This window comes from Cellulomonas sp. B6 (genome assembly GCF_001462455.1).
In the GTDB taxonomy this organism is placed as follows: Bacteria; Actinomycetota; Actinomycetes; order Actinomycetales; family Cellulomonadaceae; genus Cellulomonas.
Genome location: NZ_LNTD01000041.1, coordinates 1 through 21,943 on the forward strand (window position 1 = coordinate 1; position 21,943 = coordinate 21,943).

A 21,943-nucleotide genomic window follows, 5' to 3' on the forward strand; every position below is an offset into this window, starting at 1 on the left:
AGCCCCCACCCGCGTGGTGCTCACGCGCGACCCTGACCGCCGTCGCGCTCGGAGCCCTCGGCGTCGTCGCCTACCAGCCCGCGTTCTTCGTCGGCACCGCACGCAACGGCGTCGCGGTCGGCACGGTGGTCGCGCTCGGGTCGGCGCCGGTCGTGACGGGGCTGCTCGCGTGGGCGCTCCGGCGGCAGCGGCCCGCGCCGTCGTGGCTCGCGGCCACGGCCCTCGCGACCGCCGGCGTCGCCGTGCTCGGCCTCGCGCCCGACGGCTCGGGACCGACCGGCGGCGTCGACGCGCTGGGCGTGCTCGCGTCGCTCGGTGCCGGGGCCGCGTATGCGCTCTACACGCTGGCGGGGGCCGCGCTCATCGACGCGGGCCGGTCGTCGACCACGAGCATGGGCGCGATGTTCGGCGTCGCGGGTGCCGTGGGCGTCGTGGTCCTCGCGGTCGCGGGGACGTCCGGGCTCGTGACGCCGCTCGTGACCCCGGCCGGGGTCGCGACCGTGCTGTGGCTCGGCCTCGTCACGACGACGCTGGCGTACGTCCTGTTCGGGTACGGTCTCGCGCGCCTCGGCGCGCCCGCCGTCGCGACGCTCACGCTCGCCGAGCCGCTCACCGCGACCGTCCTCGGCCTGACGGTGCTGGGGGAGCGGCTGCCCGCGGTCGGCGTGCTCGGGCTCGGCGTGCTCGCCGCCGGGCTCGTCGTGCTCGCGGCGGGCGCGCGGTCGCGGCGGCCCGCGGCGGTGCCGGCGTGAGCGCCTCGCCGACCGCGCCCCGCCCGCGCTCGACCGCGTCCGGGCCCACCGCGGCGCGCACCCTCACGGCCACGCTGCGCGCGCAGGTCCTGAGCGGCGCGCTGGCGCCCGGCACGCCCCTGCGCGAGGAGGCCCTCGCGGCGGCGCACGGCGTCTCGCGGCACACGGTCCGCACGGCCCTCGCGGCGCTCGCGGGCGAGCGCCTCGTCACGGCGCAGGAGTACCGCGGCGTGCGGGTCACGCGCCTCGACGACGACGAGGTCCGCTCGCTGCAGCACCTGCGCGCAGCCCTGGAGTGCGAGGCGGTCCACCTGCTCGCGTCCCGGCACGGGGCCCCGTGGCCGGACGCCGTCGTCGCACCGGTGCGGGCGGCGGTCGACGACCTCGCCGCCACCGACCCCGCCGACTGGCCCGCGGTGCAGCGCGCCCACGCGGCCGTGCACCTCGCGCTCGTCGCCGCCGCGGGCTCGCCGCGCCTCACGTCGGCGTACGCGGCCCTCGGCGCCGAGGTCGCGCTGCTCCTGCTGCACGCCCGCCCGCGGTACGACGTCGCGGGGCTGGTCGCCGAGCACGCCGCCTACCTCGCCGACGTGCAGACCCGCGGCGCCGCCGCGGTCCGCGAGCACCTCACGCACCTCGCGGACGTCCTGCACCCGCCGGTCTGACGGGTCGTCGACGGACCTTCGTCGGGGTGCGTGCGCGCGGTCGCTGCCTACCGTGGAAGGAGTCCCCGGCGCCCGCACCGGGGGTCGGACAGGAGGTGGCGCCGTGCGCCTGCGTCTCGTGCTCGGCACGGCCGCCCTCGTGGCGGCACTGGTCCTCCCCGCCTCCGCGGCGACCGCGGCGGGTGCGCAGGACGGTCTGGTCACGACGGTCGTCGACGGCGTCACCGTGACGACGTCCGTGCCCGTCGAGACCACCGAGGCGCTGGAGGCGTTCTACCTCAGCGCCACGCCCAAGACCCTGCGGGTGGACGTCGGCACCGGCGAGGTCGTGTCCGTGACCGAGGGGATCGCGGCCGAGGTCACGCCGTTCGCGTCGGTCAGCTCCTCGTGCGGGTCCGGCGACGCGTGCCTCGTGGCGGCGTCGGCACCGCTGGCCGACTACGGCTTCAGCGGGTCCGCGGGAACGGTCAACGGCTCGTGGGCCAGCCGCATCACGTGGCGCACGGGCAGCCGCACGGCGCAGGCCTGGTACCGGAACCCGAGCACCGGCGCCACGACGTCCTGGGGTGGTGTGAAGGGCCCGAACACGGTGCTCACGCTGGGCTCCGCGGTGACCGCCCTGCGCGTCACGCTCTACTGAGCGCGGCGCCGCCCGCGCCCTCGTCCCTCACGCGCCGAGCGCGGTCCGCACCGCGAGCGCCAGCACGACGACCGACCCGACGACCGCCGTCCACCGGCGCCCGCGGGGGCCCGTGAGCCGCGTGCCGGCCCACGCGCCCGCGCTGCCCAGCAGCAGCTGCCACGACGCCGAGGCGGCGAACGCGGCCACGACGAACGCCAGGCGGGGACCCGGGCCGGTGAGGGTCGTGGCGGCGGACCCGGACGTGAGCGCGACGAAGTACACGACCGTCGCGGGGTTCACGGCGGTCGCGGCCAGCACGAGCAGGAACGCGCGCCGCGGGGTCATGCCGCGGCCGTCGTCGAGCGCGGCGCGCGCCGCCGCACCGGGCGAGCCGTCCGCGGGGGCCTCGAGCGTGCCGTCGCCGGTGGTGTCGGTGCCGTCGGTACGCGTCGGCGTCGAGGCCGCCACGGGCGTACGCCGTGCGACCGGCCGCAGCAGGAGCAGCGCGACGACCACCAGCACGGCGGCCGACGTCCACCGCACCGGCCCCGCGGCTCGCGTCAGCACGGGTGCGAGCGCCGAGCCGACCACCACGGCCAGCGTGGCGTACGCACCGTCGACGACGGCGGCGCCGAGCCCGCCGGCGCACCCCACGCGGCGGCCGTGCCGCGCGCCGAGCAGCACGAGCAGGACGCCGACGGCCCCGACCGGCAGCGCGATGCCCCACCCGGCGAGCAGCCCCGCGACGACCGCCGACCCCGTGCCGGTCACGCGACCACCGCCGTCCGTCGCGTCCGCCGCTGCTGCCCCGCGTGCGCGGCGACGGAGGCGGCGTGGCGCGTGCGTGCTGCTGCGGCGGTCGGCATGCGCAGATCCTGGTGGAGCCCGCGCGCGGCTGACCAGTCCATTCGCCCACGAGTGTCCGCGCGGGAGGCCGCGCGGCGAGGTTGCCTCTCGTCCACGGACGGCCTGACGGCACACGGACAGCGACGCGCCGGTGTCCGTCGCGCCGTCGCGCCGTCCGTCGACGCGGAGGTGCCGTGGGCGGAGCGGGTGGAGCCCTAGGGTGTGTCCGATCGCCGGCCCGACGGCCCGCACCGTGATGGACGCACCGTGAAGGACGCCCCGTGACGACCGACCCCACGCCCGCACCCGAGGCGCACGCCACCGACGCGCACGCCACCGACGCGCCCGTGCCGCCCGCGGACGCACCCGCGCGGACCACCGCCGTCCCGACGGCCGCGCCCCCGCTGTTCGGCGCGCCCGCCGCCCCCGGCGACGAGGGCACGCGGCCCCTGCAGCACGACGCCCGCCGGCCGCCGCGGTGGTGGGGTCAGGCGCTGGCGATGGCCGTGGTCGCGGTGTTCGTGGGGATCTTCGCGTGGCGGGCGATCGGGTCGCTGCAGAGCCTGCTGGTGAACCTGCTCGTCGCGTTCTTCATCGCGCTCGCGCTCGAGCCGATCGTCGTGTGGCTCGTGCGGCACGGCTGGAAGCGGGGTGCCGCGGCCGCGGTGTCGCTGCTGGGCGGGCTCGTGCTCGTGGTGGTCGTGCTCGCGCTGTTCGGCAACCTGTTCGTGCAGCAGCTCGTGCAGCTCGTGGGCAACGTGCCGGACCTGTACGCGTCGGCGCAGACGATGGTGCAGGAGCGGTTCGGCCGCGAGCTGCCGGGTATGGAGGACCTGCTCGGGCAGGTCGCCGAGCAGTGGGGCGGCGAGGTCGCCTCGGGTGCGCTGCTCGTGGGCTCGACGGTCCTGGGCGGCGTGTTCGCCTCGCTGACGATCCTGCTCGTGACGTACTACCTGCTCGCGGCCGGCCCACGGTTCCGGGCGTCGCTGTGCCGCTGGCTGACGCCGAACCGCCAGCAGGACGTGCTGCGGCTGTGGGAGGTCACGCAGGTCAAGGTCTCGGACTTCATCAACACGCGCATCGTGCTCGCGGCGATCGCCACGGCCGCGACGTTCGTGTTCCTGCTGGTCCTGGGGACGCCCTACTCGCTGCCGCTCGCGCTGTTCACGGGGATCGTGTCGCAGTTCGTCCCGACGATCGGCACGTACCTGGGCGGTGCGCTGCCGGTCGCGGTCGCGCTGACGTCGCAGGGCGTGCCGCAGGCGCTGGGCGTGCTGGCGTTCGTCATCGGGTACCAGCAGGTCGAGAACCTGTGGCTCGCGCCCAAGGTGTCGGCGCGCGCGCTCGAGATGAACCCCGCGGTGTCGTTCGTCGTGGTGCTCGCGTTCGGGGCCGTGTTCGGGCCGCTGGGGGCGTTCCTCGGGCTGCCCGTCGCCGCGACGATCCAGGCCGTCGCGAACACGTACGTGCAGCGGCACGAGCTCGTGCAGTCGCACATGCTGCACGACCCCGGCGAGGGGCCGGGGTCCTCGTCGCACATGGGGTCGGGCGACCCGGCCGGGCGCGGCGACGTCGAGAAGACGCGGGCCGCGGCGCGGGTGGCGGACCGCCGCCGGGCGGACGAGGCCTGACCTCCTGCGGCTGACGGTCGCCGCGCCGCGCCCTCCGCGCCCTCCGCGCCCTCCGCGCCGCCCGTCCGTCCGGCCCTGGCCCGTCCGTCCGGCCCGCTGCCCGTCCCTCCGGCCCGCGGCCGGTCACGTCACAGCGCGTCGTGCAGCAGACCCATCGCGGCCCGCAGCCGCACCGCGTCGACCTGACCGGGCGCGCTCGTGGCGCCGACCGCGCCGAACGTCATCGCCGAGCCGAACACCTCGCCCGCGACGCGCGTGACGACGCCCAGCCCGCCCATCGCGATCGTCACGAGCGGACGGTCCGCCTCGCGGGCGAACCGTCGCGTCGCGGTGAGCAGCGTCAGCACGTCGTCCGCGTCGTGCGGCGTGACGGCGACCTTGCAGACGTCCGCACCCAGGTCCCGCTGGTGCCGCAGCACCGCGACCAGATCGTCCGCCGGGGGCGTCGCCGCGAAGTCGTGCTGCGAGACGACGACGGGCGTCCCCGCGGCGTGCGCGGCACGCACGAGCGCGGCGGCGTCGCGGGCCGCGAGCTCGACGTCGACCACGTCGGCGCCCTCGCCGGCCCCGCCGCCACCCGCCCCGTCGGCCGGGAACGGCGCGAGGGACGCGCGGACGACGGCCGTGTACGCGTCCTCGTCGGCCGGCTGCGCACCGCCCTCGCGCGCGGACCGGAAGGTCGCCAGCAGCGGCACCTCGGCGGGCAGCGCGCCCCGCACGGCGGCCACCGCGTCGCGCACCACGGCGGTGTCGCGGGCCGCGCCCGTGAGGTGGTCGAGCCGCAGCTCGACGACCTCCGCGACGCCCGGCGGCAGGGCCGCCACCGCGGCGACGGCGGCCTCGACGGTCGACGCGACGACCGGCACGCAGACCTTCGGGACGCCCGCGCCCAGGGTCGTGCCGCGCAGCTGGAGCAGTCCGTCGCTCGTCGTCATGCCCCGATCATCGGGCATCGTCGCGCTCGGTGACGGTGCGTCCCGGCGTCAGGACGACGCGTCGACGTCGAAGGCCGCCCACACGTGCTTGCCGGTCGCGTCGACCCACCACCCGACGTCGCGCGAGAGCCGCCGCGCGATCTGCAGGCCGAAGCCGCCCTCGCCCGGCGCGCGTCCCTCCGCGAGGAACGGTGCGTGCGTCGTGTCGCCGTCCGACACCACGACGAGCACGGAGCGGCCGTCCAGCGAGAGCCGGACCTGCGCCGGCGGGCGGCCGTGCGCGAGCGCGTTCGTCGCGAGCTCGGACGTCACGAGCACGATGGTCTCGTGGACGCGCGGGGTGCCCGACGGGGTGCCCGACGTGGACGCGGCCAGCTGCTCGCGCAGCTCGCCCCGCAGGACGCGCAGCTGGTCGGCGCGCTCGAGCGACCAGCGGCGCAGCGCCACGAACGCGTCGGACGGGTGCGACGCGGGCAGCGCACGGCCGTGGTCGAGGACGGCCGTGAGGTCGTCGGGAGGCAGGCTCGCGGGGGGCACCGGGCCGGTCAGCGCGGGTGCGTCGGCGGTGGTCGGGGCCGGCGCCGGGGCGCCCGCGTCGAGCTCGTCGCTCATGATCGGCACCCCCGTCCCATGGCCTCTCCCGCCGCTGCGTCGACGCCCCCGCTCCGGAGGCACCCGGCCACGGTAGGCGTCCGCGCGGGATCCCACCACCGATGCCGCGGCGTGCCGCCCGCCGAGATGGACGTCCGTCCAGTCGCGTGCGTCGTCCGCGCGGGTCACGGGGGGTGTCACCGGGCGTCCGCGGCGTCCCGCCCCGGGGACCCCGTGGCCCCGGGGCCGAGCGTGGGCAGGTCGCGCTGGCCGAACACCTGGCGCAGCACCCGGCGCGCCGCGTACCAGCCGCCCATGCCGTGCACGCCGGGCCCCGGCGGCGCCGACGCCGAGCACAGGTACACGCCCTCGGTCAGCCGGTACGGGTCGAGCGCGAACGTCGGGCGGCCGAGCGTCTGGCGCAGGTCGAGCGCACCGGCCGAGATGTCGCCGCCGACGTAGTTGAGGTCGTGGTGGGCCAGCCGCGCGGCCGGCACGCAGCGCGACGCGACGACGAGGTCGCGGAACCCCGGCGCGTAGCGCTCGACCTGCGCGACGACCGCGTCCGTGACGTCCACGTCGGACCCGGCGGGCACGTGCGCGTACGCCCACAGCGGCCGCAGACCGCCCACCGTCCGCCCGGGGTCGACCACGGACGGCTCGCTGACCAGCACCATCGGGTGCGACGCGTGCCGGCCGGCCGCGACCGCGGCCTCCGCCGCGACCACCTGCGCGCGCGTCCCGCCGACGTGCACGGTGCCCGCGCGGCGCACGTCGGGGTGCTCCCACGGCACCGGGCCCGACAGGACCAGGTCGACCTTGGCGACGCCCGCGCCGTACCGGAACCGCTCGAGCGCGCGGCGCGTGCGCGCGGGCAGACGCTCGCCCGCGATGCGGCGTGCCTGCCGCGCGTCGGTGTCGAGCAGCACCGCGCGCGCGGGCGGCAGGTCGGCCAGGTCCTCGACGCGGTGGTCGGTCACGACCGTGCCGCCGTGCGCCTCGAGGTCGGCCACCAGGGCTGCGACGATCGCGCCCGACCCACCGCGCGGCAGCGGCCACCCGTGGCCCGCGTGCGCGAGCGCCGCGAGCATGAGGCCCGCGCCCGCGGCCGGCACGGACGGCAGGCGCGTGATCGCGTGCGCCGCGACGCCCGTGAGCAGCGCGGGCGCGACCGTGCCGCGGAACCGCCGTGACCACGCCGGGGTGCCCTGCTCGGCCATGCCCAGCGCGTACCGCAGCGCGGTCGGCACGCCGCGCGGCAGCAGCCCGGCGGGCACGCTGCGCTTGTCGCCCAGGGCCAGGGACACCACGACGTCGACGTGCTCGGCGAGCCGCCCGACCAGCGCACGCCACGCCGGACCGTCCGCACCGAGCGCGTCGACCGTGCGGTCGAGGTCGTGGAACGCGACGCCGGCCCGCCCGGCCGGCAGCGGCTGGGCGTACGACACCTCGGGCGTGAGCAGCTCGACGCCCCGGGCGGGCAGGTCGAAGGCCCGCAGGAACGGCGACGCCCAGGCCATCGGGTGCACGGCCGAGCACAGGTCGTGGACCACGCCGTCCGCGAGCCCGAGGTCGAGCGTGCGCGCACCGCCGCCGACGGTCGGCTGCGCCTCCAGCACCGTGACCGACAGGCCCGCGCGCGCGCACGTGACGGCGGCCGCGAGGCCGTTGGGCCCGGAGCCGACCACGACGACGTCCGGCGTCGTGCTCACGCGGCGACCCGCGGCGAGCCGGCGGCGGCGGGACGAGGACGGCGGTCGTGCCGCGACGCCCGGCGCGCGCGGGTGACGGTGACGGGGCGACGTCCGGCGGCGGGACGCGCGCGCGTGCGGGGGTCGGTCGCCGGGTCCATCACCCCATCCTGGCCGCCCCGGCCGACGCGGGCACCCCGAGGCGTCGACCGACGGTGTCGGTGGTCGACCGTAACGTCGGTGGCTCGTGGGTCGACGGGCCGGTGCGGCGCCCGTCGCGGAGGGACGGGGTGACGATGCGGCTCGGGTGCGTGGGCTCGTTCGGGACGGCGCGGCAGGTCGTGGACATGGCGGTCGTGGCCGAGGAGCACGGCTGGGACGGGTACTTCACGTGGGACGGCGTGGACGTCGAGGGCATGGACGCGTGGGACCCGTGGGCGGTGCTCGCCGCGGCGGCCGTCCGCACGGAGCGGATCACGCTCGGCGCGCTCGTGTTCGCGCTGCCGCGGCGTCGGCCGTGGGTGTTCGCCAAGCAGGCCGTCACGGTCGACCACCTCGCGGGCGGGCGGCTCGTGCTGCCCGTGGGGTTCGGCGTGCCGACGGACGGTGCCGTCACGGCCGTCAGCGGCGAGGCGACGACGCTGCGCGAGCGCGCGGAGCGGTTCGACGACGCGCTCGCGGTGCTCGAGGCGTCCTTCGCGGGGGAGCCGTTCGACGTCGAGGGCCACCACCTGCGCGTCGAGGGGCTGCGGCTGCAGCCGCCGCCGGTCGCGCGGCCCGACGGCCGCACGCGCATCCCGGTGTGGGTGGTCGGCGCGTTCCCGTCGGAGCGGTCGATGGGCCGCGCGGCGCGGTTCGACGGCGTGGTCGTGCAGCACCGCGGCGAGCGCGCGATGGACGACCTGGACCCGCAGGACGTCGCGGAGGTGGTGACGTGGCTGCGCGAGCACCGGCCCGCCGACGCGCCGCCGTACGAGGTCGTGCTGCACGGCGAGCTGCCGGCGGACCCCGGTGCCGCACGCGAGCGGGTCGCCGCGCTGGCCGAGGCCGGCGCGACGTGGTTCGTCGACGCGCTGTGGGATCCCGCGACGGCGACCCCCGAGGCGCTGCTCGCGCGGATCCGTCAGGGCCCGCCCGTGCGCTGAGCGCACCCGGCCTCGGTCGCTCGATCCCGCCCTGCCGCGTCCGACCCGTCGTGCGGGGCGTTCCGGCGGCTCGGCGGCCGCAGCGCCGCACACGGCCGCGTCACCTGCCAGGACGCCAGGCGCCGCGCAGCGCGATCACGCCGTGCCCGCGGCGCCGGGCTCAGCCGGCCGTCCGTGCGGGCCGTGTCATCGGGTAGATGAACGGCCCGCCGGGTGCGAGCGGCACGGGCTCGTGCTGCTCGACGTACCCGCGCGCGACGTAGTAGCCGACGTTCTCCTCCTTGGTCGTCTCGAGGTACGACGGCAGCCCCGAGGCGTCGAGCTCGGCCAGGAACGCGCGCATGAGCGCGCTCCCACGACCGGCCCGCTGCAGGTCCGGCCGCACGCCGAACGCCTCGACGTACCAGGCGTCGGTGCGCACCCCCTTCGCGGTGAGGTCGCCGAACCGGATGATCCCCGGGCTGTGCTCGCGCGCCCGCGCCGCGATGCGCACGACCCGGCCCGCCTGGCGCAGCCAGCGGCCGGCCGTCATCGGGTAGGTGCCGGGCGCGTACAGCGCGAGCACCCCCGTCACCTCCTCGCCGCGCGTCGTCGCGAGCACGCGGCCGTGCCGCAGGCCGTCGGCCAGCGTCATGCGGTAGACCTCGCGCAGCTCGCGCTCGCGACGGGTGCGCACCGGCAGCAGGTGCGTGAAGCCGGGGTCGTCGGCGAGCGCGGCGGCGAGCACCGCGGCGGCCTGCTCCCGGTGGCGTGGTGCGAGCGGCCCGACGGCGTCCGGCGGGTCGGTCGAGCGTGGTCCTGGGCGTCCCCCTGCGTCCATGCACGCATGCTTCACCGGACGTGCGTCCAGGTGCAACAGGAAGCCTCGGGCGTGGACACCCGGGGTCGCAGGGGTGGACACGCCCGCTCGCACGGGCTTCCGCGGTGGGGAGGTGGCGTGAAGATCACTCCCGAAACCGCACACCTGGTGGCACCGGGGTGCCAGGCTCGGGGCGACCCCCGCGCGTACGGCACGACGTCGTGCGCGGCGTGCCCGCGGACCGGCGTCGGACCGGCACGGGACCGGGTGCGCGGGGTCGCGAACAGGAGGACGGACGACGGTGCGAGCAGGGACCTGGCCCGCGAAGACGCGGACGGTGCGGTGGTGCGGGGCGTCGGCCGTCGTCGCGCTGATCGCCACGACGGTGGCGGCGTGCGCGCCGGGCACCCCGGACGCCCGCCCGGCGGCCGAGGCGCTCGCTGCGGCGCTCGCGTCGGGGGACTTCGGTGACGTGCCGCTCGCCGCCGACGCGCCCGCGCCCGCCGCGCTGGCCGAGACCCGCGCGGCCGTCGTCGAGGGGCTCGGGGACGCGACCGCGACCGTCGAGGTCGGCGACGTCACGACCGCCGACGACGAGCAGAGCGCGACCGCGCGCCTCGACGTCGCGTGGGACGTGCCCTGGACCGACCAGGACTGGACGTACGCCGCGACCGCGCAGCTCGTGCGCGACGAGGACGACGACGCGCAGCCGTGGCGCGTGCGCTGGGCGCTGCCGCTGCTGGCGCCCGACCTCACCGAGGGTGAGCGGCTCACGGTGCGACGCACCGCGGCCGAGCGCGGCCCGGTGCTGGGGCAGGGCGACGCCATGATCGTCGAGCCGCGCCGGGTGCACCGGGTCGGGATCGACAAGACCCGCGTGGGCGAGGCCGAGCTCGACGGCGCCGCGCGCGGCCTGGCAGCCGCGCTCGAGATGGACCCGGACGCCTACGCGTCGCGCGTCGCGTCGGCCGGCGCCAAGGCGTTCGTCGAGGCGATCGTCGTGCGTGACACCGACGCGTCGTACGACGTCGCCGCGCTCGCCGCGCTGCCGGGCGTGAACGTCGTGGCCGACGAGGTCCCGCTCGCCCCGACGCGCACGTTCGCGCGCGCGATCCTCGGGTCGGTCGGGGACGCGACCGCCGAGATCGTCGACGCGTCGCAGGGTGCCGTCGTCGCGGGTGACACGGTGGGGCTGTCGGGCCTGCAGCGGCAGTACGACGCGCAGCTGCGCGGCACGCCCGGCGTGCAGGTCGCGGCCGTCGCCCAGGACTCCGGCGCGCAGCGCGTGCTGCTGCAGGTCGACCCGGTCGCCGGCGAGCCGCTGCGCACGACCCTCGACGTCGCGCTGCAGGAGCGCGCGGAGCAGGTGCTGTCCGGCGTCGCGTCCGCGTCCGCGATCGTGGCGGTGCGCCCGTCGACCGGGGACGTGCTGGCCGCCGCGAGCGGACCGGGCAGCGAGGGGCTGTCGACCGCCACGGTCGGGCAGTACGCGCCGGGCTCGACGTTCAAGGTGGTCAGCGCGCTGGCCTACCTGCGTGCGGGCCTGACGCCCGACTCGACCGTGACCTGCCCGGCGACGACCACGGTCGACGGGCGCACGTTCCAGAACTTCCCCGGCTACCCGGTGGCCGCGACGGGTGACGTGTCCTTCCGCACGGCGTTCGCGAACTCGTGCAACACGGCGTTCATCGGTCAGCGGGACCTCGCGGACCAGGCCGGGCTGCTCGCCGCGGCGCGCTCGCTGGGTCTCGAGCCCGCAGCCGCCCTCGGGTTCCCGGCCTTCCTCGGCACGGTGCCCGACCAGGCCGACGGCACGGCGCACGCCGCGTCGGTGATCGGCCAGGGGCAGGTCCTCGCCTCGCCGCTGGGCATGGCGACGGTCGCGGCGTCGGTGGGGGCGGGGCGCACCGTCGTCCCGCGGCTCGTGACGCCCGCGACCACCCCGGCCGAGCCGGCGGGCGACGAGGCGACGGCGTCCTCCGACGCCCCGGAGCTGCCCGACGCCACGCCGCTGACCTCCGCCGAGGCCGGTGCGCTGCAGGACATGATGCGCGCCGTGGTCACGCAGGGCGGCGGTGGCGTGCTCGCGGACGTCCCGGGCGACCCGGTGATCGCCAAGACGGGGACCGCGCAGTTCGGGCAGGGTGCCGACCTGCGGAACCACGCGTGGATGATCGCGGTCCAGGGTGATCTCGCGGTCGCCGTGTTCGTCGGCGAGGGCGACGCCGGTTCGACGACGGCCGGTCCGCTGCTGCGGACGTTCCTCGCGGGCTGAGCCGGCCGCGTCGGGTGAGGTCGCCGGGTCGCCGGCGACGCTGGGGGAGGGACGATCCATGACCGCACGCCACGTGCCGGGAGCGCCGGGGTGGATGCGCCCGCTGCCCGGGACGGGGCTGACCGTCAGCGCCGTCGCGCTGGGCGGCGGCCCGCTCGGCAGCATGCCGGACCTGTTCGGGCAGGAGGTGTCTCCCGAGCGCGGGATCGACACCGTGCGTGCCGTGCTGCACTCGCCCGTGCGGTTCGTCGACACGTCGAACGGCTACTCGGGCGGCGAGAGCGAGCGGCGCATCGGCGCGGCGCTCACGGCCGCGGGCGGCGTGCCGGACGGGGTCGTCGTCGCCACGAAGGTCGACCCCGACGGCGCCGACTACTCGGGCGAGCGCGTGCGCCGCTCGGTCGACGAGTCGCGCGAGCGCCTCGGCATGGACCACCTGCCGCTCGTGCACCTGCACGACCCCGAGTTCCACGAGTTCGACGACCTCACGGGCCCGGGCGGTGCGGTCGAGGCGCTCGTCGAGCTGCGCGAGCAGGGTGTCGTCGGTGCGGTCGGGCTGGCGGGCGGGCGCGTGCAGGAGATGGCGCGGTACCTCGCGCTCGACGTGTTCGACGTGCTGCTGGTGCACAACCGCTGGACGTTGGTCGACCGCTCGGCGGGGGCGCTGCTCGACGAGGCGGCGCAGCGCGGCATGGGCGTGCTCAACGCGGCCGTCTACGGCGGCGGCATCCTCGCGCACCAGCACGGCGGCCCGACGACGTACGGCTACCGCCCGGCGCCCGGGCCGGTGCTCGCCGCCGTCGCACGCATGCGGGACGTGTGCGCCGCGCACGGCACGGACCTCGGCACGGCCGCGCTGCAGTTCTCGCTGCGTGACGAGCGGTTCGCGGCGACGATCGTCGGGATGTCGCGGCCCGAGCGGGTCGAGCAGACGCTCGCGACGGCCGCCGTGCCGCTGCCGGACGACCTGTTCGCGGAGCTCGAGGCGCACGTCCCGCCGCCCGCCTGCTGGCTCGACGCGCCGTTCGACGCCTGACGCGCCGCGCGGTCCGACGCGGCGTCGTCGGCACCCCGGTCCGGTGCCGGGTGGCACCACCTCGTTCGTCGCGTCGCGGGGTTCGGCATGGATTACCGTTCACCGACGGGACGGACGCGCCGCGCGGCCGTGGGGACGGGAGCGAGCATGACCGACGACGCCGGCGCGCCGCTCCCCGGGTCGGACCCGCACGGGGCCCCGGGGGCCGCCGTCCGCGGTGCTCCCGTCGTCGACCTCGACACCTGCGCGGACGAGCCCATCCGGATCCCCGGGTCCGTCCAGCCGCACGGCGTGCTGCTCGTGGTGTCGGAGCCCGACCTGGTGGTGCGGCACGTGTCCGCGAACGTCGTCGTCCTCACGGGCGTCGCGGCGACGGACGCGCTGGACCGGCCGCTGGCCGACGTGCTCGGGCCCGACGCCGCGGCCGCGCTCGCCGCGCACCTGGCCGACGGCGACGATCTGCGGGTGCGCAACCCCGTGCACGTGCAGGTCGCGGGTGCGACGGGACCGGTCCCGTCCGACGCCGTGCTGCACCGCCTCACGCTGGGCGGGCGCACGCTCCTCGCCGTCGAGCTCGAGCCCGCCGACGGGCCGCGGCCGTTCTCGTTCCCCAACACGTACCAGGCGGTGCGCGGCGCGCTCGAGCGGTTCAACCGCGCCGGCACGCTCGAGGACCTGTACGACGCCGCCGCGCAGGAGGTCCGGACCCTCACGGGGTTCGACCGCGTGATGGTCTACCGGTTCGACGACGACCACAACGGCGAGGTCGTCGCCGAGGCGCGCCGCGCGGACCTCAACGCGTTCCTCGGGCTGCACTACCCGGCGTCGGACATCCCCCCGCAGGCGCGCGCGCTGTACGAGACCAACTGGATCCGCACGATCCCCGACGTCGCGTACGCGCCGGTGCCGATCGTCCCGCCGTTCGACGCGGCGTCGGGGGAGCCGCTGGACCTCACGCTGTCGGTGCTGCGCAGCGTGTCGCCCGTGCACCTCGAGTACCTGACCAACATGGGCGTGCGCGCGTCGATGTCGATCTCGCTGCTGCACGACGGCCGGCTGTGGGGTCTGGTCGCGTGCCACCACTACGCCGGGCCGCACCCCGTGCCGTTCGGCACGCGCGCGGCCGCGGAGTTCCTCGGGTCGGTGCTGTCGCTGCGCCTCGTGGCGCGCGCCCACGACCGGGAGCTCGAGCGTGAGCTCGAGGCGCAGGCGGCTATCGCGCAGGTGCTCCCGGTCGCGCGCGACCACGACCGCGCGCTCGCGCAGGCGCTCACGGGCGACGACCCGGGGCTGCTGTCAGTGGTCCCGGCGCACGGTCTCGTGGTCGTCGCCGACGGTCAGACGGCGACGGCGGGCGACGTCGCGCGCGACCTCGACGTCGACGCGCTGCGCGCGTGGGTGCTCGCGCGTCCTGACACGGTGACCACCCGCACGGCCCTGGCGGACTCGGACCCCGAGCTCGCGGCGGTGCTGCCCGACGTCGCGGGGCTGCTGGCGCTGCGCCTGCCGGACGACCAGGTGGTCGTGTGGCTGCGGCACGAGCAGGTGCGGGACGTCTACTGGGGTGGCGACCCGCAGAACAAGGCGATCGCACGTCTCGAGGGCGACCAGGTGCGCCTGAGCCCGCGGCGGTCGTTCGACCGCTGGCGCGAGGTCGTGCGGGGCCGGTCGGAGCCGTGGGCGCCCGCGCACGTGCGTGCGGCCGCCGACCTGCGCAGCCGCCTGCTCGAGGTCATCATCCTGCGCAACCGCTGGCAGATGGCCGCGGCGCACGCCGTGCAGCTGTCGCTGCTGCCGCGGGAGATGCCGCGGGTGCCGGGCTGGCAGATGCACGCGCGGTACGCCCCGGCCGCCGGCGGGCGCGTCGGCGGCGACTGGTACGACGCGCTGGAGCTGCCCGACGGCCGCCTGGCCGCCGTCGTGGGGGACGTCGTGGGGCACGGGCTGGGCGCGGCCGCGGCGATGGGGCAGCTGCGCAACGCCTTGCGCGCCTACCTGCTGCGCGGGGCGGACGTCCACGACGTGCTGCGGGACGTCGACGCGCTCGCGCGCCGCACGATGCCGGACGACATGGCGACCGTGGTCGTCGTGACGGTGGACCCCGCGACGGGCGAGGCGTGCGTGGGCGCGGCGGGGCACCCGCGGCCGCTGCTGCTCGACGCGGAGGGCGGTGCGGTGCTGCTGGACGTGCCCGTGGACCGGCCGGTGGGCATCGGCTCGGGAGACCCGCAGGTCGCGCACCTGCACGTCGAGCCCGGCGGGGGCCTCGTGCTGTACAGCGACGGGCTGGTGGACTCGCGCTCGACCGCGCTGGTGGACGGGATCGAGCGGCTCGTCGACGCGTTCGACCGGCCCGACCCGACCGTGCCCGTGGACATCGACGAGGTCATGGCGGACTGCCAGGACCCGGACTCGAAGGACGACATGACGCTGCTGCTGCTGTGCCGCGACCTCGACCTGCCGCCGGGGGCGGTCGCGTGAGCGTGCGGTCCGCACTGGCCGGCGGGTTCTGGCGCGTGAGCCGGTGGACGCTGCGCACCGAGCGGGTCCCGCGCGACGGGTCGGGCATCCTCATCGGCGCGCCGCACACGTCCAACTGGGACTTCGTGCTGATGCTCGCGATCGCGTGGGAGGCGCGCCTGCCGTTCCGGTGGCTCGGCAAGCACACGCTGTTCCGGGGGGTCGCGGGTCCGCTGATGCGTGCGCTCGGCGGGATCCCGGTCGACCGTCGCGACCCTGCGGGGCTGGTCGACGACCTCGTGGCGCGCATCCGGGCGGGCGAGCGGTTCTACCTCGTCGTGACGCCGGAGGGCACGCGCTCGGGGTCGGGCTGGAAGTCGGGCTTCTACCGGATCGCGCGCGCGACGGGCCTGCCGGTGACGCTGGGCTACGTCGACCGCACGACGATGACGACGGGGCTGGGGCCGACGCTCGAGCTGACGGGCGACGTGCGCGCGGACATGGACGTCATCCGCGCGTTCTACGCCGACAAGTCGGGGTTCGCACCGGCGCGGCGCACCGAGCCGCGGCTGCGCGACGAGGCAGCCGGCGACGCCGCTGCGGATGCGGGGTCGCCGGACGGCGCATAGCGTCGAGGTCGTACCGACGAAGGGAGACCGCGATGGGTGCCGACGACAAGGTCAAGAACAAGGCCGACGAGGTCGCAGGGAAGGCGAAGGAGACCTGGGGCAAGGTCACCGACGACGAGCGCCTCGAGGCCGAGGGCAAGGGTCAGCAGACCTCCGCCAACCTCAAGCAGGCCGGCGAGGACGTCAAGGACGCCTTCCGCTGATCCCCGACGCGGCCGGGGCCCCACCCGCGCCGCCGTAGCACCGACGCCCCCGTGCACCCTCGAGGTGCACGGGGGCGTCGTGCGTGTCGGCGTCGGACTCCGTGTCGCGCCCGCGGTCCGTGCGGTGTCGGTCGCGCGCCCGAACGTGTCGGTGCCTCGTCACCCGGACGGCCGTCCAGCAGGCGCGTGCGGGGGGTCGTCCCGGGCGCCACGCCGTCGCCGGGGCCCGCCGACCGGGTGAAATCGGGCGTTGTCCTGGACAGGTGACCCGGATCACTACCGCTGGAGCATGTGAGCGGTCTAATGTCGGACTTGTCAGCGAAACGGCAAACCCTCCGCAAGGGGGGGACGCAAAGCCACGGGACCCACGCGGTCAGCCGGGCTACCGAACGAGAGGTTCCGTCATGGACCAGCGCGGTTCCGCCGCCGAGCCGTACGAGGCTCGCACCAACTCCCTGCCCGTCGCCCGCTGGGCCGCCATCGCGGCTCGCCTGGAGACCGCGGTGACTATCGTCCCCCTGCAGCGGGACGCGCTCGCGGCCTGAGCGTCCGCAGGGTACGACCACCACGACCCCCGCACCGGCCCGGCCGGTGCGGGGGTCGCGTCGTCGGGGGTGGACGTCCCTCGTGCTCGGCGGTGGCGGGCAGGGTCGCGCGGTCCTAGATTGCGCAGCAAGAGCCCACAACGGCGTGGGTCGTCACCTGGGGGGGCTGGTGTGGACGTCGTCGACTCGCTCTGGGACTGGGTCCTGGTGCTGCTGTTCTGGTTCCTGTTCTTCGCCTACCTGCTGATCCTGTGGCAGATCCTCACGGACCTGTTCCGTGACCGTGAGCTGAGCGGCTGGTGGAAGGCGGTGTGGGTGCTGTTCCTGGTCGCCTTCCCGTTCCTCACGGCGCTCGTGTACCTCGTGGCCCGCGGCCGGGGCATGAGCGAGCGTCAGGTCGCCGCGGTGCACCAGGTCAGGGCCGACACGGACGCCTACATCCGGCACGTCGCGACCGCCTCGCCCGCCGAGCAGATCGCGGGCGCCAAGGCGCTGCTCGACGCGGGCACGATCACGCCGGACGAGTTCGCGACGCTCAAGGCCAAGGCGCTCGCCTGACGCCCTGCGTCCGCCGGGGTCAGAGCTCGCCGGTGCGCTGCAGGTACCGCATGGCCACCCAGCCGAACGGGATGCGCAGCCAGAAGGTGAGCACGCGGAACAATAGCGCCGCGGTGTACGCGACGCCGATGTTCGTGCCGGTGATGCCGGAGAGGCTCACGGCGAGCGCCGACTCGACCGTGCCGATGCCGCCGGGCGTGGGGATCACGGAGCCCGCGGTGTTGCCCGTGAGGTAGACGAGCGCGACCTGCACGAGCGACGCGTCCTGACCGAGCGCGGCGAGGCACGCGTCGAACGCGAGCACGTAGCCCATCGTCATGAGCACGTTGCCGCCGACGGCGAGCGTGAGCCGCCACGGCTGCCCGAGCACCTCGATGAGGCGCGGCAGGGTCTGGCGCACGGTCGGCCCGACCGCGCGCTGCACCCACGCGCGGATGCCGGGGAAGAGCAGCGCGATGCCGACGCCCGCGGCGACCACCGCGATGGCGACGAGCGCGGCGGGCGGCACCGACAACGGCGTCGGGGAGTGCAGGCCGGACGTCACGGTCAGCGCGAGGAGCAGCACGAGCGTCGTGATGAACTGGCTGACCTGGACCAGTGCGACGGTCGCACCGGCGAGGGTGCCGCTCACGCCGCGGCGCGTCAGCATCCGCAGGTTCAGGGCCGCGGGGCCGATGCCGGCCGGCGCGGCGAGCGCGACGAACGTCGCGGCGGTCTGCACGAGCGTCGCGCGCCAGACCGGCAGCCTGACGGGGGAGAACGCGACGAACGCGAGCGCCGCGCCCACGAGCGTGAGGAGCCCGAGCGCGAACGCGAGCGCGGAGAACCGCCAGTCGCTCTCGGCGAGCACGGGCCCGATGTCGCGGATGTTGATGGTCGTGAGGATGACGAACACGGCGACGACCGTGAGCAGGATCGTCAGGATGGTGCGGGCGCCGAACCGCACGAGCTGCTGCGGCTGCACGTCGGCCTCGGGCAGCCGCGCGACCAGCGCCGACCGGAGCTCGGCCAGCACCTCCTTGTGCGCCCGCATCTCCTCGCGCGTGTGCCGCGGGAGCGTGACGGTCTGCAGCAGCGGGCCGATGGACTCGGTCTCGGCGGCCGGCAGCACGGCGGTCGCCGAGTCGAGCGCGCGGGCGGCGCCGACGCGCAGCGCGAGGAGCGCGACGAGCTGCGTGGTGTCGAGGCGTCGTGCGAGCTCGCTCGCGGCGACGTCGCCCTGGTCCCAGGCGGTGATCCACACGCGCGGGCCGTCGGGGGTGCGCTGCACGAGCACGACCTCGGACGTGAGCGCGCGGTGCGCGATCCCGGCGCGGTGGGCCAGGCGCAGCTGCGCCCAGATCGCGCGCAGCACGTCGTCGTCGACGTCGTCGGCGTCGAGCTCGGACAGCGGGACCGCGTCGGCGGTGCCGGCCTGCAGCAGGAACATCGAGTCCTCGGCCTCGGACACGCTCAGCAGCTGGGGCGTCCGCACGCCCGCGGCGCTCGCGGCGTAGGACAGCAGCGCCGCGCGCTCGGTGGCCTGGCGCAGCGACAGCGCCGAGCGTCCCTCGATGCCGCGCAGGCGCAGGCTGCGCCACAGGCGCGTGAGCATGCCGACGACCTGCCGGTCGCCGTCGTACACCAGCAGGTCGAGATCGCGCCCGTCGGCGGTCGTGACGCGGTAGAGCCGGTCGGCCGAGGCGCGCGCGAGTGCGCGCCGCGCGGGCGTGGCCGGCGGCAGCTCGGCGACGGCGGCAGCGGTGGCGGCGTCGCCGTCGGCCTCGAGCACGGGGTCGGGCACGCGCACGACGGCCACGGGCTCGACCCCCGCGCGGCGGATGCCGGCGAGCAGCGTCGCGCCGTACGCGCGCTCGGGGTCGACGCCTCCCAGGTACTGCACGCCGAGGCCGGCGATGCGTCCGACGAGCAGCGCGAGGGCGATGCCGGGCAGCGACGCGGCGGCGGTGACGAGCACGACGCCCGTGGTGACCCACAGCAGGTTCCACGACCAGCGGACGGTGCGGCGCCGCGTCCGCGGCCCGGCGACCGTGAGCAGCGCCGTGAGCATGGCCGAGTACTCGGGGATCGTGAGGGTCCACTCGCCGCGCAGCCGGACGGACAGCCCCTGCACGAGGGTCTGCGACCCGAACGTGTGGAAGGTCCAGTACAGCGCGGACACGAGCAGCATCGCGCCGACGGCCGCGAGCACGGACTGCAGCAGCTGGCGACCCAGCCGGCGCAGCGCGAGCTCGGTGAGCACGGCGATCGGCACGACGACGGTCGTGAAGCCGACGAGCACGTTGACGGGCACGAACAGCACGTTGCGCAGCAGGTCGGCGAACCCCTGGACGTCCTCGGCGACGCCGGTGGTGGTGTTCTGCGCGTACGTCGCGAGGACCACGACGAGCGCCGCGCCGAGGGTCGTGACGCCCGCGCCGAGGAGCGCGCTGGGGTGGTGCACGCGCGGCGTGCGGACGTCCTGCACGTCGACCGTCGCGCGCACCGCACGGACCGCCGCCGTGGGCGTGGTGTCGGGGGAGGGGCGACCGACGGCACCGTCAGGTGCGGACGTCGGCGAGCTCGGCATGCTTGCGAGTGTAGGCAGCGGGCCCGTGCCGGGCCTCCACCTTCCGGACGGTGTCGCGCGGGTCGGTCTCCACCCCGGGGGTCAACATGTGTTGACGTTCGTGGTACGGAGTGTCAACATGTGTTGACGATGTTGCTCGCCCGACCGAGGGAGCCCCGTGACCGAGGAGGTCGACATGTCCGCCCTGGTGGCCCGTGCCGAGGACGACGATCCGCTGCGCGCGCTGGGCGCGCTGACCGCGCTGCGCCGCGAGGTCGAGCGCCGGGAGGCCGTCGCCGTGCGCCGTGCCCGGACGTCCGGCGCGTCCTGGGTCGCGATCGCCGCGATGCTCGGCGTCAGCAAGCAGGCCGTGCACCGCAAGCACGGCGGCCGGCGCCGCGAGGCCTGACCGGTCCCGCTTCGTCGCGCCGTCGCGACGCTCCGGCGCTACCGTCGGCGCAGGGGTGCCGTCGCGAGCCCGTCGCGCCACCTCCGGCGGGCTCGTCCCGCGAGGAGGACACCATGGTCGACGACGTCACCGCCCAGGTCACCCGCACGCTGCGCACGATGTGGTGGCTGCCCGTCCTGCGCGGCGTCCTGCTGCTCCTGCTCGGCCTGCTGCTGCTCGCGCAGCCCGCGGCGTCGGTCGCCGCGATCGTCTGGCTCTTCGGCGTCTTCGCGATGGTCGACGGCGTCGTCGCGGTCGTGCAGGGCCTGGCGAACCGGGGCGTGCCCGGGTGGACGTGGTGGGTCGTCGAGGGGCTCGCCGGCCTCGCCGTGGGCGTCGTCGTGGTGCTGTGGCCCGGGCCGACCGCGCGCGTCCTGTTCTTCCTGCTCGCCGCGTGGCTGCTGGTGCTCGGGGTGATCTCGATCATCGCGGCCGTCGCGCTCTCACGGGCGCGCGACGCCGGGTGGCACTGGCCGCTCGCGTTCGGCCTCGTGTGCACCCTGTTCGGGGTCCTGCTGGTCGCCCGCCCGCAGGTGTCGCTCGCGCTGTTCGGCGTCGTGCTCGGGTTGTTCGCGTTCGCGGGCGGTGCGCTCAACGTCGTGAGCGGCTTCGCGGTGCGGTCCGTCGTGCGGGCGCTGGGGCGGGAGTCCGCGGCCGCCTGACGCGGCGCACCCGCCGCGCACGCCGCCGCCGAGGGTCAGCCGACCCCGAAGGCGGCGAGCCACGAGGCGGGCAGCAGCGTGTAGCCCACGAACGCGACCACGTCGAGCACGGTGTGCGCGACGACGAGCGGCATCACGCGCCGTCGGCGGCGGTAGTACTCGGCGAACACGACGCCCATGACGACGTTCCCGACGAACGGCCCCCACCCCTGGTAGAGGTGGTAGGACCCGCGCAGCAGCGCGCTCGCCGCGATGATCGCCGGTGTGCTCCAGCGCAGCTCGCGCAGGCGCTCCATGAGGTACCCGACGACGACGACCTCCTCGAGCAGCGCGTTCTGCAGCGCCGCGAGGATCAGCACGGGCACGGTCCACCACGCGGCGTTCAGGGCCGCGGCCTGCACGTCGACCGTGACGCCCAGCGCGCGCCCCGCCGCGTAGAGCCCGAGGCCCGGGATGCCGATGACTGCCGCCAGTGCCACGCCGATGCCGAGGTCGCGCAGCGGCCGCCGGCCGTCGAGACCGATGCGGCGCGTCGCCGAGCGGCCGTTCGCCGACAGCAGGTAGAGCGCCAGCGCGACCGGCACCAGCACGAACCCGATCGACAGCAGCTGGTAGGTGAGGTCGAGGTAGGGCCGCGGCGACTGGCTCGCGTTGAGCGTCGCGGTCTGCGACGCCAGGGGCGGGCCGGCGGTGAGCTTCGCGACGAGCGACACGACCGCGTACACGGCGGACTTGCCCAGCGAGAGGCCCAGGACGATCCAGACCTCCGTTCCCAGGCGGCGGCGTACGGCGCGCTCGCCGGGAGCGGGCGCGCCGGTGGTCGTGCCGCGCGTGGTCGTCGGCGTCGCGTCAGGGGCCCGCTCGTCGTCGCTGTGCACGTCGGCAGCGTAGGGCGCGGGGCT

Annotated in this window: 21 protein-coding genes and 1 riboswitch; of the genes, 14 read left to right on the plus strand and 7 right to left on the minus strand. The window is 76.4% G+C overall.

Annotated features, from left to right (window positions below):
• The 3 genes from ATM99_RS02815 to ATM99_RS02825 all read left to right on the plus strand — a co-directional run.
• On the plus strand, positions 1-752 hold a 752-nt coding region (locus ATM99_RS02815; RefSeq protein ID WP_062101427.1), incomplete at its 5' end, for a DMT family transporter.
• On the plus strand, positions 749-1,417 hold the full coding sequence (locus ATM99_RS02820; RefSeq protein WP_062101428.1) for a GntR family transcriptional regulator: 669 nt from the start codon (positions 749-751) through the stop codon (positions 1,415-1,417). The genes ATM99_RS02815 and ATM99_RS02820, both read left to right, overlap by 4 nt.
• A gap of 103 nt (positions 1,418-1,520) precedes the next feature.
• Positions 1,521-2,057: a hypothetical protein gene (locus ATM99_RS02825; RefSeq protein ID WP_062101429.1), complete on the plus strand. Its 537-nt coding sequence runs from the start codon at positions 1,521-1,523 to the stop codon at positions 2,055-2,057.
• A 27-nt stretch (positions 2,058-2,084) separates the two neighbouring features.
• On the opposite strand, the gene ATM99_RS02830 is transcribed toward ATM99_RS02825, so the two are convergent.
• Positions 2,085-2,810 (minus strand): LysE family transporter, encoded by a 726-nt coding sequence (locus ATM99_RS02830; protein WP_062101430.1) that lies wholly within the window; start codon positions 2,808-2,810, stop codon positions 2,085-2,087.
• Positions 2,811-3,166: 356 nt separating this feature from the next.
• Here ATM99_RS02830 and ATM99_RS02835 point away from each other — a divergent pair, with 356 nt between their 5' ends.
• Positions 3,167-4,516 carry an AI-2E family transporter gene (locus ATM99_RS02835; protein ID WP_223304776.1) on the plus strand — a complete coding sequence of 450 codons (1,350 nt, stop codon included), beginning with the start codon at positions 3,167-3,169 and terminating at the stop codon, positions 4,514-4,516.
• A gap of 128 nt (positions 4,517-4,644) precedes the next feature.
• Here ATM99_RS02835 and aroD read toward each other — a convergent pair whose 3' ends face one another.
• From aroD to ATM99_RS02850, 3 genes are all read right to left on the minus strand, one after another.
• Complete coding sequence (gene aroD / locus ATM99_RS02840; RefSeq protein WP_062101431.1) at positions 4,645-5,451, minus strand: type I 3-dehydroquinate dehydratase; 807 nt, start codon at positions 5,449-5,451, stop codon at positions 4,645-4,647.
• 48 nt (positions 5,452-5,499) lie between these two features.
• The gene (locus ATM99_RS02845) at positions 5,500-6,063 is read right to left on the minus strand and encodes an ATP-binding protein (protein WP_150118086.1); all 564 of its coding nucleotides are present in this window, start codon (positions 6,061-6,063) and stop codon (positions 5,500-5,502) included.
• A gap of 176 nt (positions 6,064-6,239) precedes the next feature.
• Positions 6,240-7,754, minus strand: a complete 1,515-nt coding sequence (locus tag ATM99_RS02850; RefSeq protein ID WP_062101433.1) for an NAD(P)/FAD-dependent oxidoreductase — start codon at positions 7,752-7,754, stop codon at positions 6,240-6,242.
• Between the two features lie 275 nt (positions 7,755-8,029).
• Here ATM99_RS02850 and ATM99_RS02855 point away from each other — a divergent pair, with 275 nt between their 5' ends.
• On the plus strand, positions 8,030-8,878 hold the full coding sequence (locus tag ATM99_RS02855) for an LLM class flavin-dependent oxidoreductase (protein ID WP_062101445.1): 849 nt from the start codon (positions 8,030-8,032) through the stop codon (positions 8,876-8,878).
• Positions 8,879-9,038: 160 nt separating this feature from the next.
• Here ATM99_RS02855 and ATM99_RS02860 read toward each other — a convergent pair whose 3' ends face one another.
• Positions 9,039-9,698: a GNAT family N-acetyltransferase gene (locus ATM99_RS02860; protein ID WP_062101434.1), complete on the minus strand. Its 660-nt coding sequence runs from the start codon at positions 9,696-9,698 to the stop codon at positions 9,039-9,041.
• Between the two features lie 280 nt (positions 9,699-9,978).
• On the opposite strand from ATM99_RS02860, the gene ATM99_RS02865 reads away from it, so the two are divergent.
• The 7 genes from ATM99_RS02865 (at position 9,979) to ATM99_RS02890 (ending at position 17,383) form a co-directional block, all read left to right on the plus strand.
• Entirely contained in the window at positions 9,979-11,952 is a 1,974-nt protein-coding gene (locus ATM99_RS02865) for a penicillin-binding transpeptidase domain-containing protein (protein WP_223304777.1), read from the plus strand.
• Between the two features lie 58 nt (positions 11,953-12,010).
• Positions 12,011-12,988, plus strand: coding sequence for an aldo/keto reductase (locus tag ATM99_RS02870; RefSeq protein WP_082659172.1), 978 nt, complete (start codon positions 12,011-12,013; stop codon positions 12,986-12,988).
• 147 nt (positions 12,989-13,135) lie between these two features.
• Positions 13,136-15,469, plus strand: a complete 2,334-nt coding sequence (locus ATM99_RS02875; RefSeq protein ID WP_082659174.1) for a SpoIIE family protein phosphatase — start codon at positions 13,136-13,138, stop codon at positions 15,467-15,469.
• Positions 15,470-15,471: 2 nt separating this feature from the next.
• Positions 15,472-16,077 (plus strand): 1-acyl-sn-glycerol-3-phosphate acyltransferase, encoded by a 606-nt coding sequence (locus tag ATM99_RS02880; RefSeq protein ID WP_150118088.1) that lies wholly within the window; start codon positions 15,472-15,474, stop codon positions 16,075-16,077.
• A gap of 32 nt (positions 16,078-16,109) precedes the next feature.
• Positions 16,110-16,280, plus strand: a complete 171-nt coding sequence (locus ATM99_RS02885; RefSeq protein ID WP_062101436.1) for a CsbD family protein — start codon at positions 16,110-16,112, stop codon at positions 16,278-16,280.
• Between the two features lie 315 nt (positions 16,281-16,595).
• Positions 16,596-16,670: riboswitch (cyclic di-GMP riboswitch) on the plus strand.
• Positions 16,671-16,684: 14 nt separating this feature from the next.
• On the plus strand, positions 16,685-16,825 hold the full coding sequence (locus ATM99_RS19175) for a hypothetical protein (RefSeq protein WP_190278756.1): 141 nt from the start codon (positions 16,685-16,687) through the stop codon (positions 16,823-16,825).
• 171 nt (positions 16,826-16,996) lie between these two features.
• Complete coding sequence (locus ATM99_RS02890) at positions 16,997-17,383, plus strand: SHOCT domain-containing protein (protein WP_062101437.1); 387 nt, start codon at positions 16,997-16,999, stop codon at positions 17,381-17,383.
• A gap of 19 nt (positions 17,384-17,402) precedes the next feature.
• On the opposite strand, the gene ATM99_RS02895 is transcribed toward ATM99_RS02890, so the two are convergent.
• Complete coding sequence (locus ATM99_RS02895) at positions 17,403-19,952, minus strand: lysylphosphatidylglycerol synthase transmembrane domain-containing protein (RefSeq protein ID WP_082659176.1); 2,550 nt, start codon at positions 19,950-19,952, stop codon at positions 17,403-17,405.
• Positions 19,953-20,109: 157 nt separating this feature from the next.
• Between ATM99_RS02895 and ATM99_RS02900 the strand changes: the two genes are divergently transcribed.
• Together ATM99_RS02900 and ATM99_RS02905 are read left to right on the plus strand one after the other, a co-directional pair.
• The gene (locus ATM99_RS02900) at positions 20,110-20,340 is read left to right on the plus strand and encodes a hypothetical protein (RefSeq protein ID WP_369797974.1); all 231 of its coding nucleotides are present in this window, start codon (positions 20,110-20,112) and stop codon (positions 20,338-20,340) included.
• A gap of 113 nt (positions 20,341-20,453) precedes the next feature.
• Positions 20,454-21,041 carry an HdeD family acid-resistance protein gene (locus ATM99_RS02905; protein ID WP_062101439.1) on the plus strand — a complete coding sequence of 196 codons (588 nt, stop codon included), beginning with the start codon at positions 20,454-20,456 and terminating at the stop codon, positions 21,039-21,041.
• Positions 21,042-21,076: 35 nt separating this feature from the next.
• Here the strand turns inward: ATM99_RS02905 and ATM99_RS02910 are convergent, their stop codons facing one another.
• Positions 21,077-21,919, minus strand: a complete 843-nt coding sequence (locus ATM99_RS02910) for a CPBP family intramembrane glutamic endopeptidase (protein ID WP_082659177.1) — start codon at positions 21,917-21,919, stop codon at positions 21,077-21,079.
• Between the last annotated feature and the right edge of the window lie 24 nt (positions 21,920-21,943).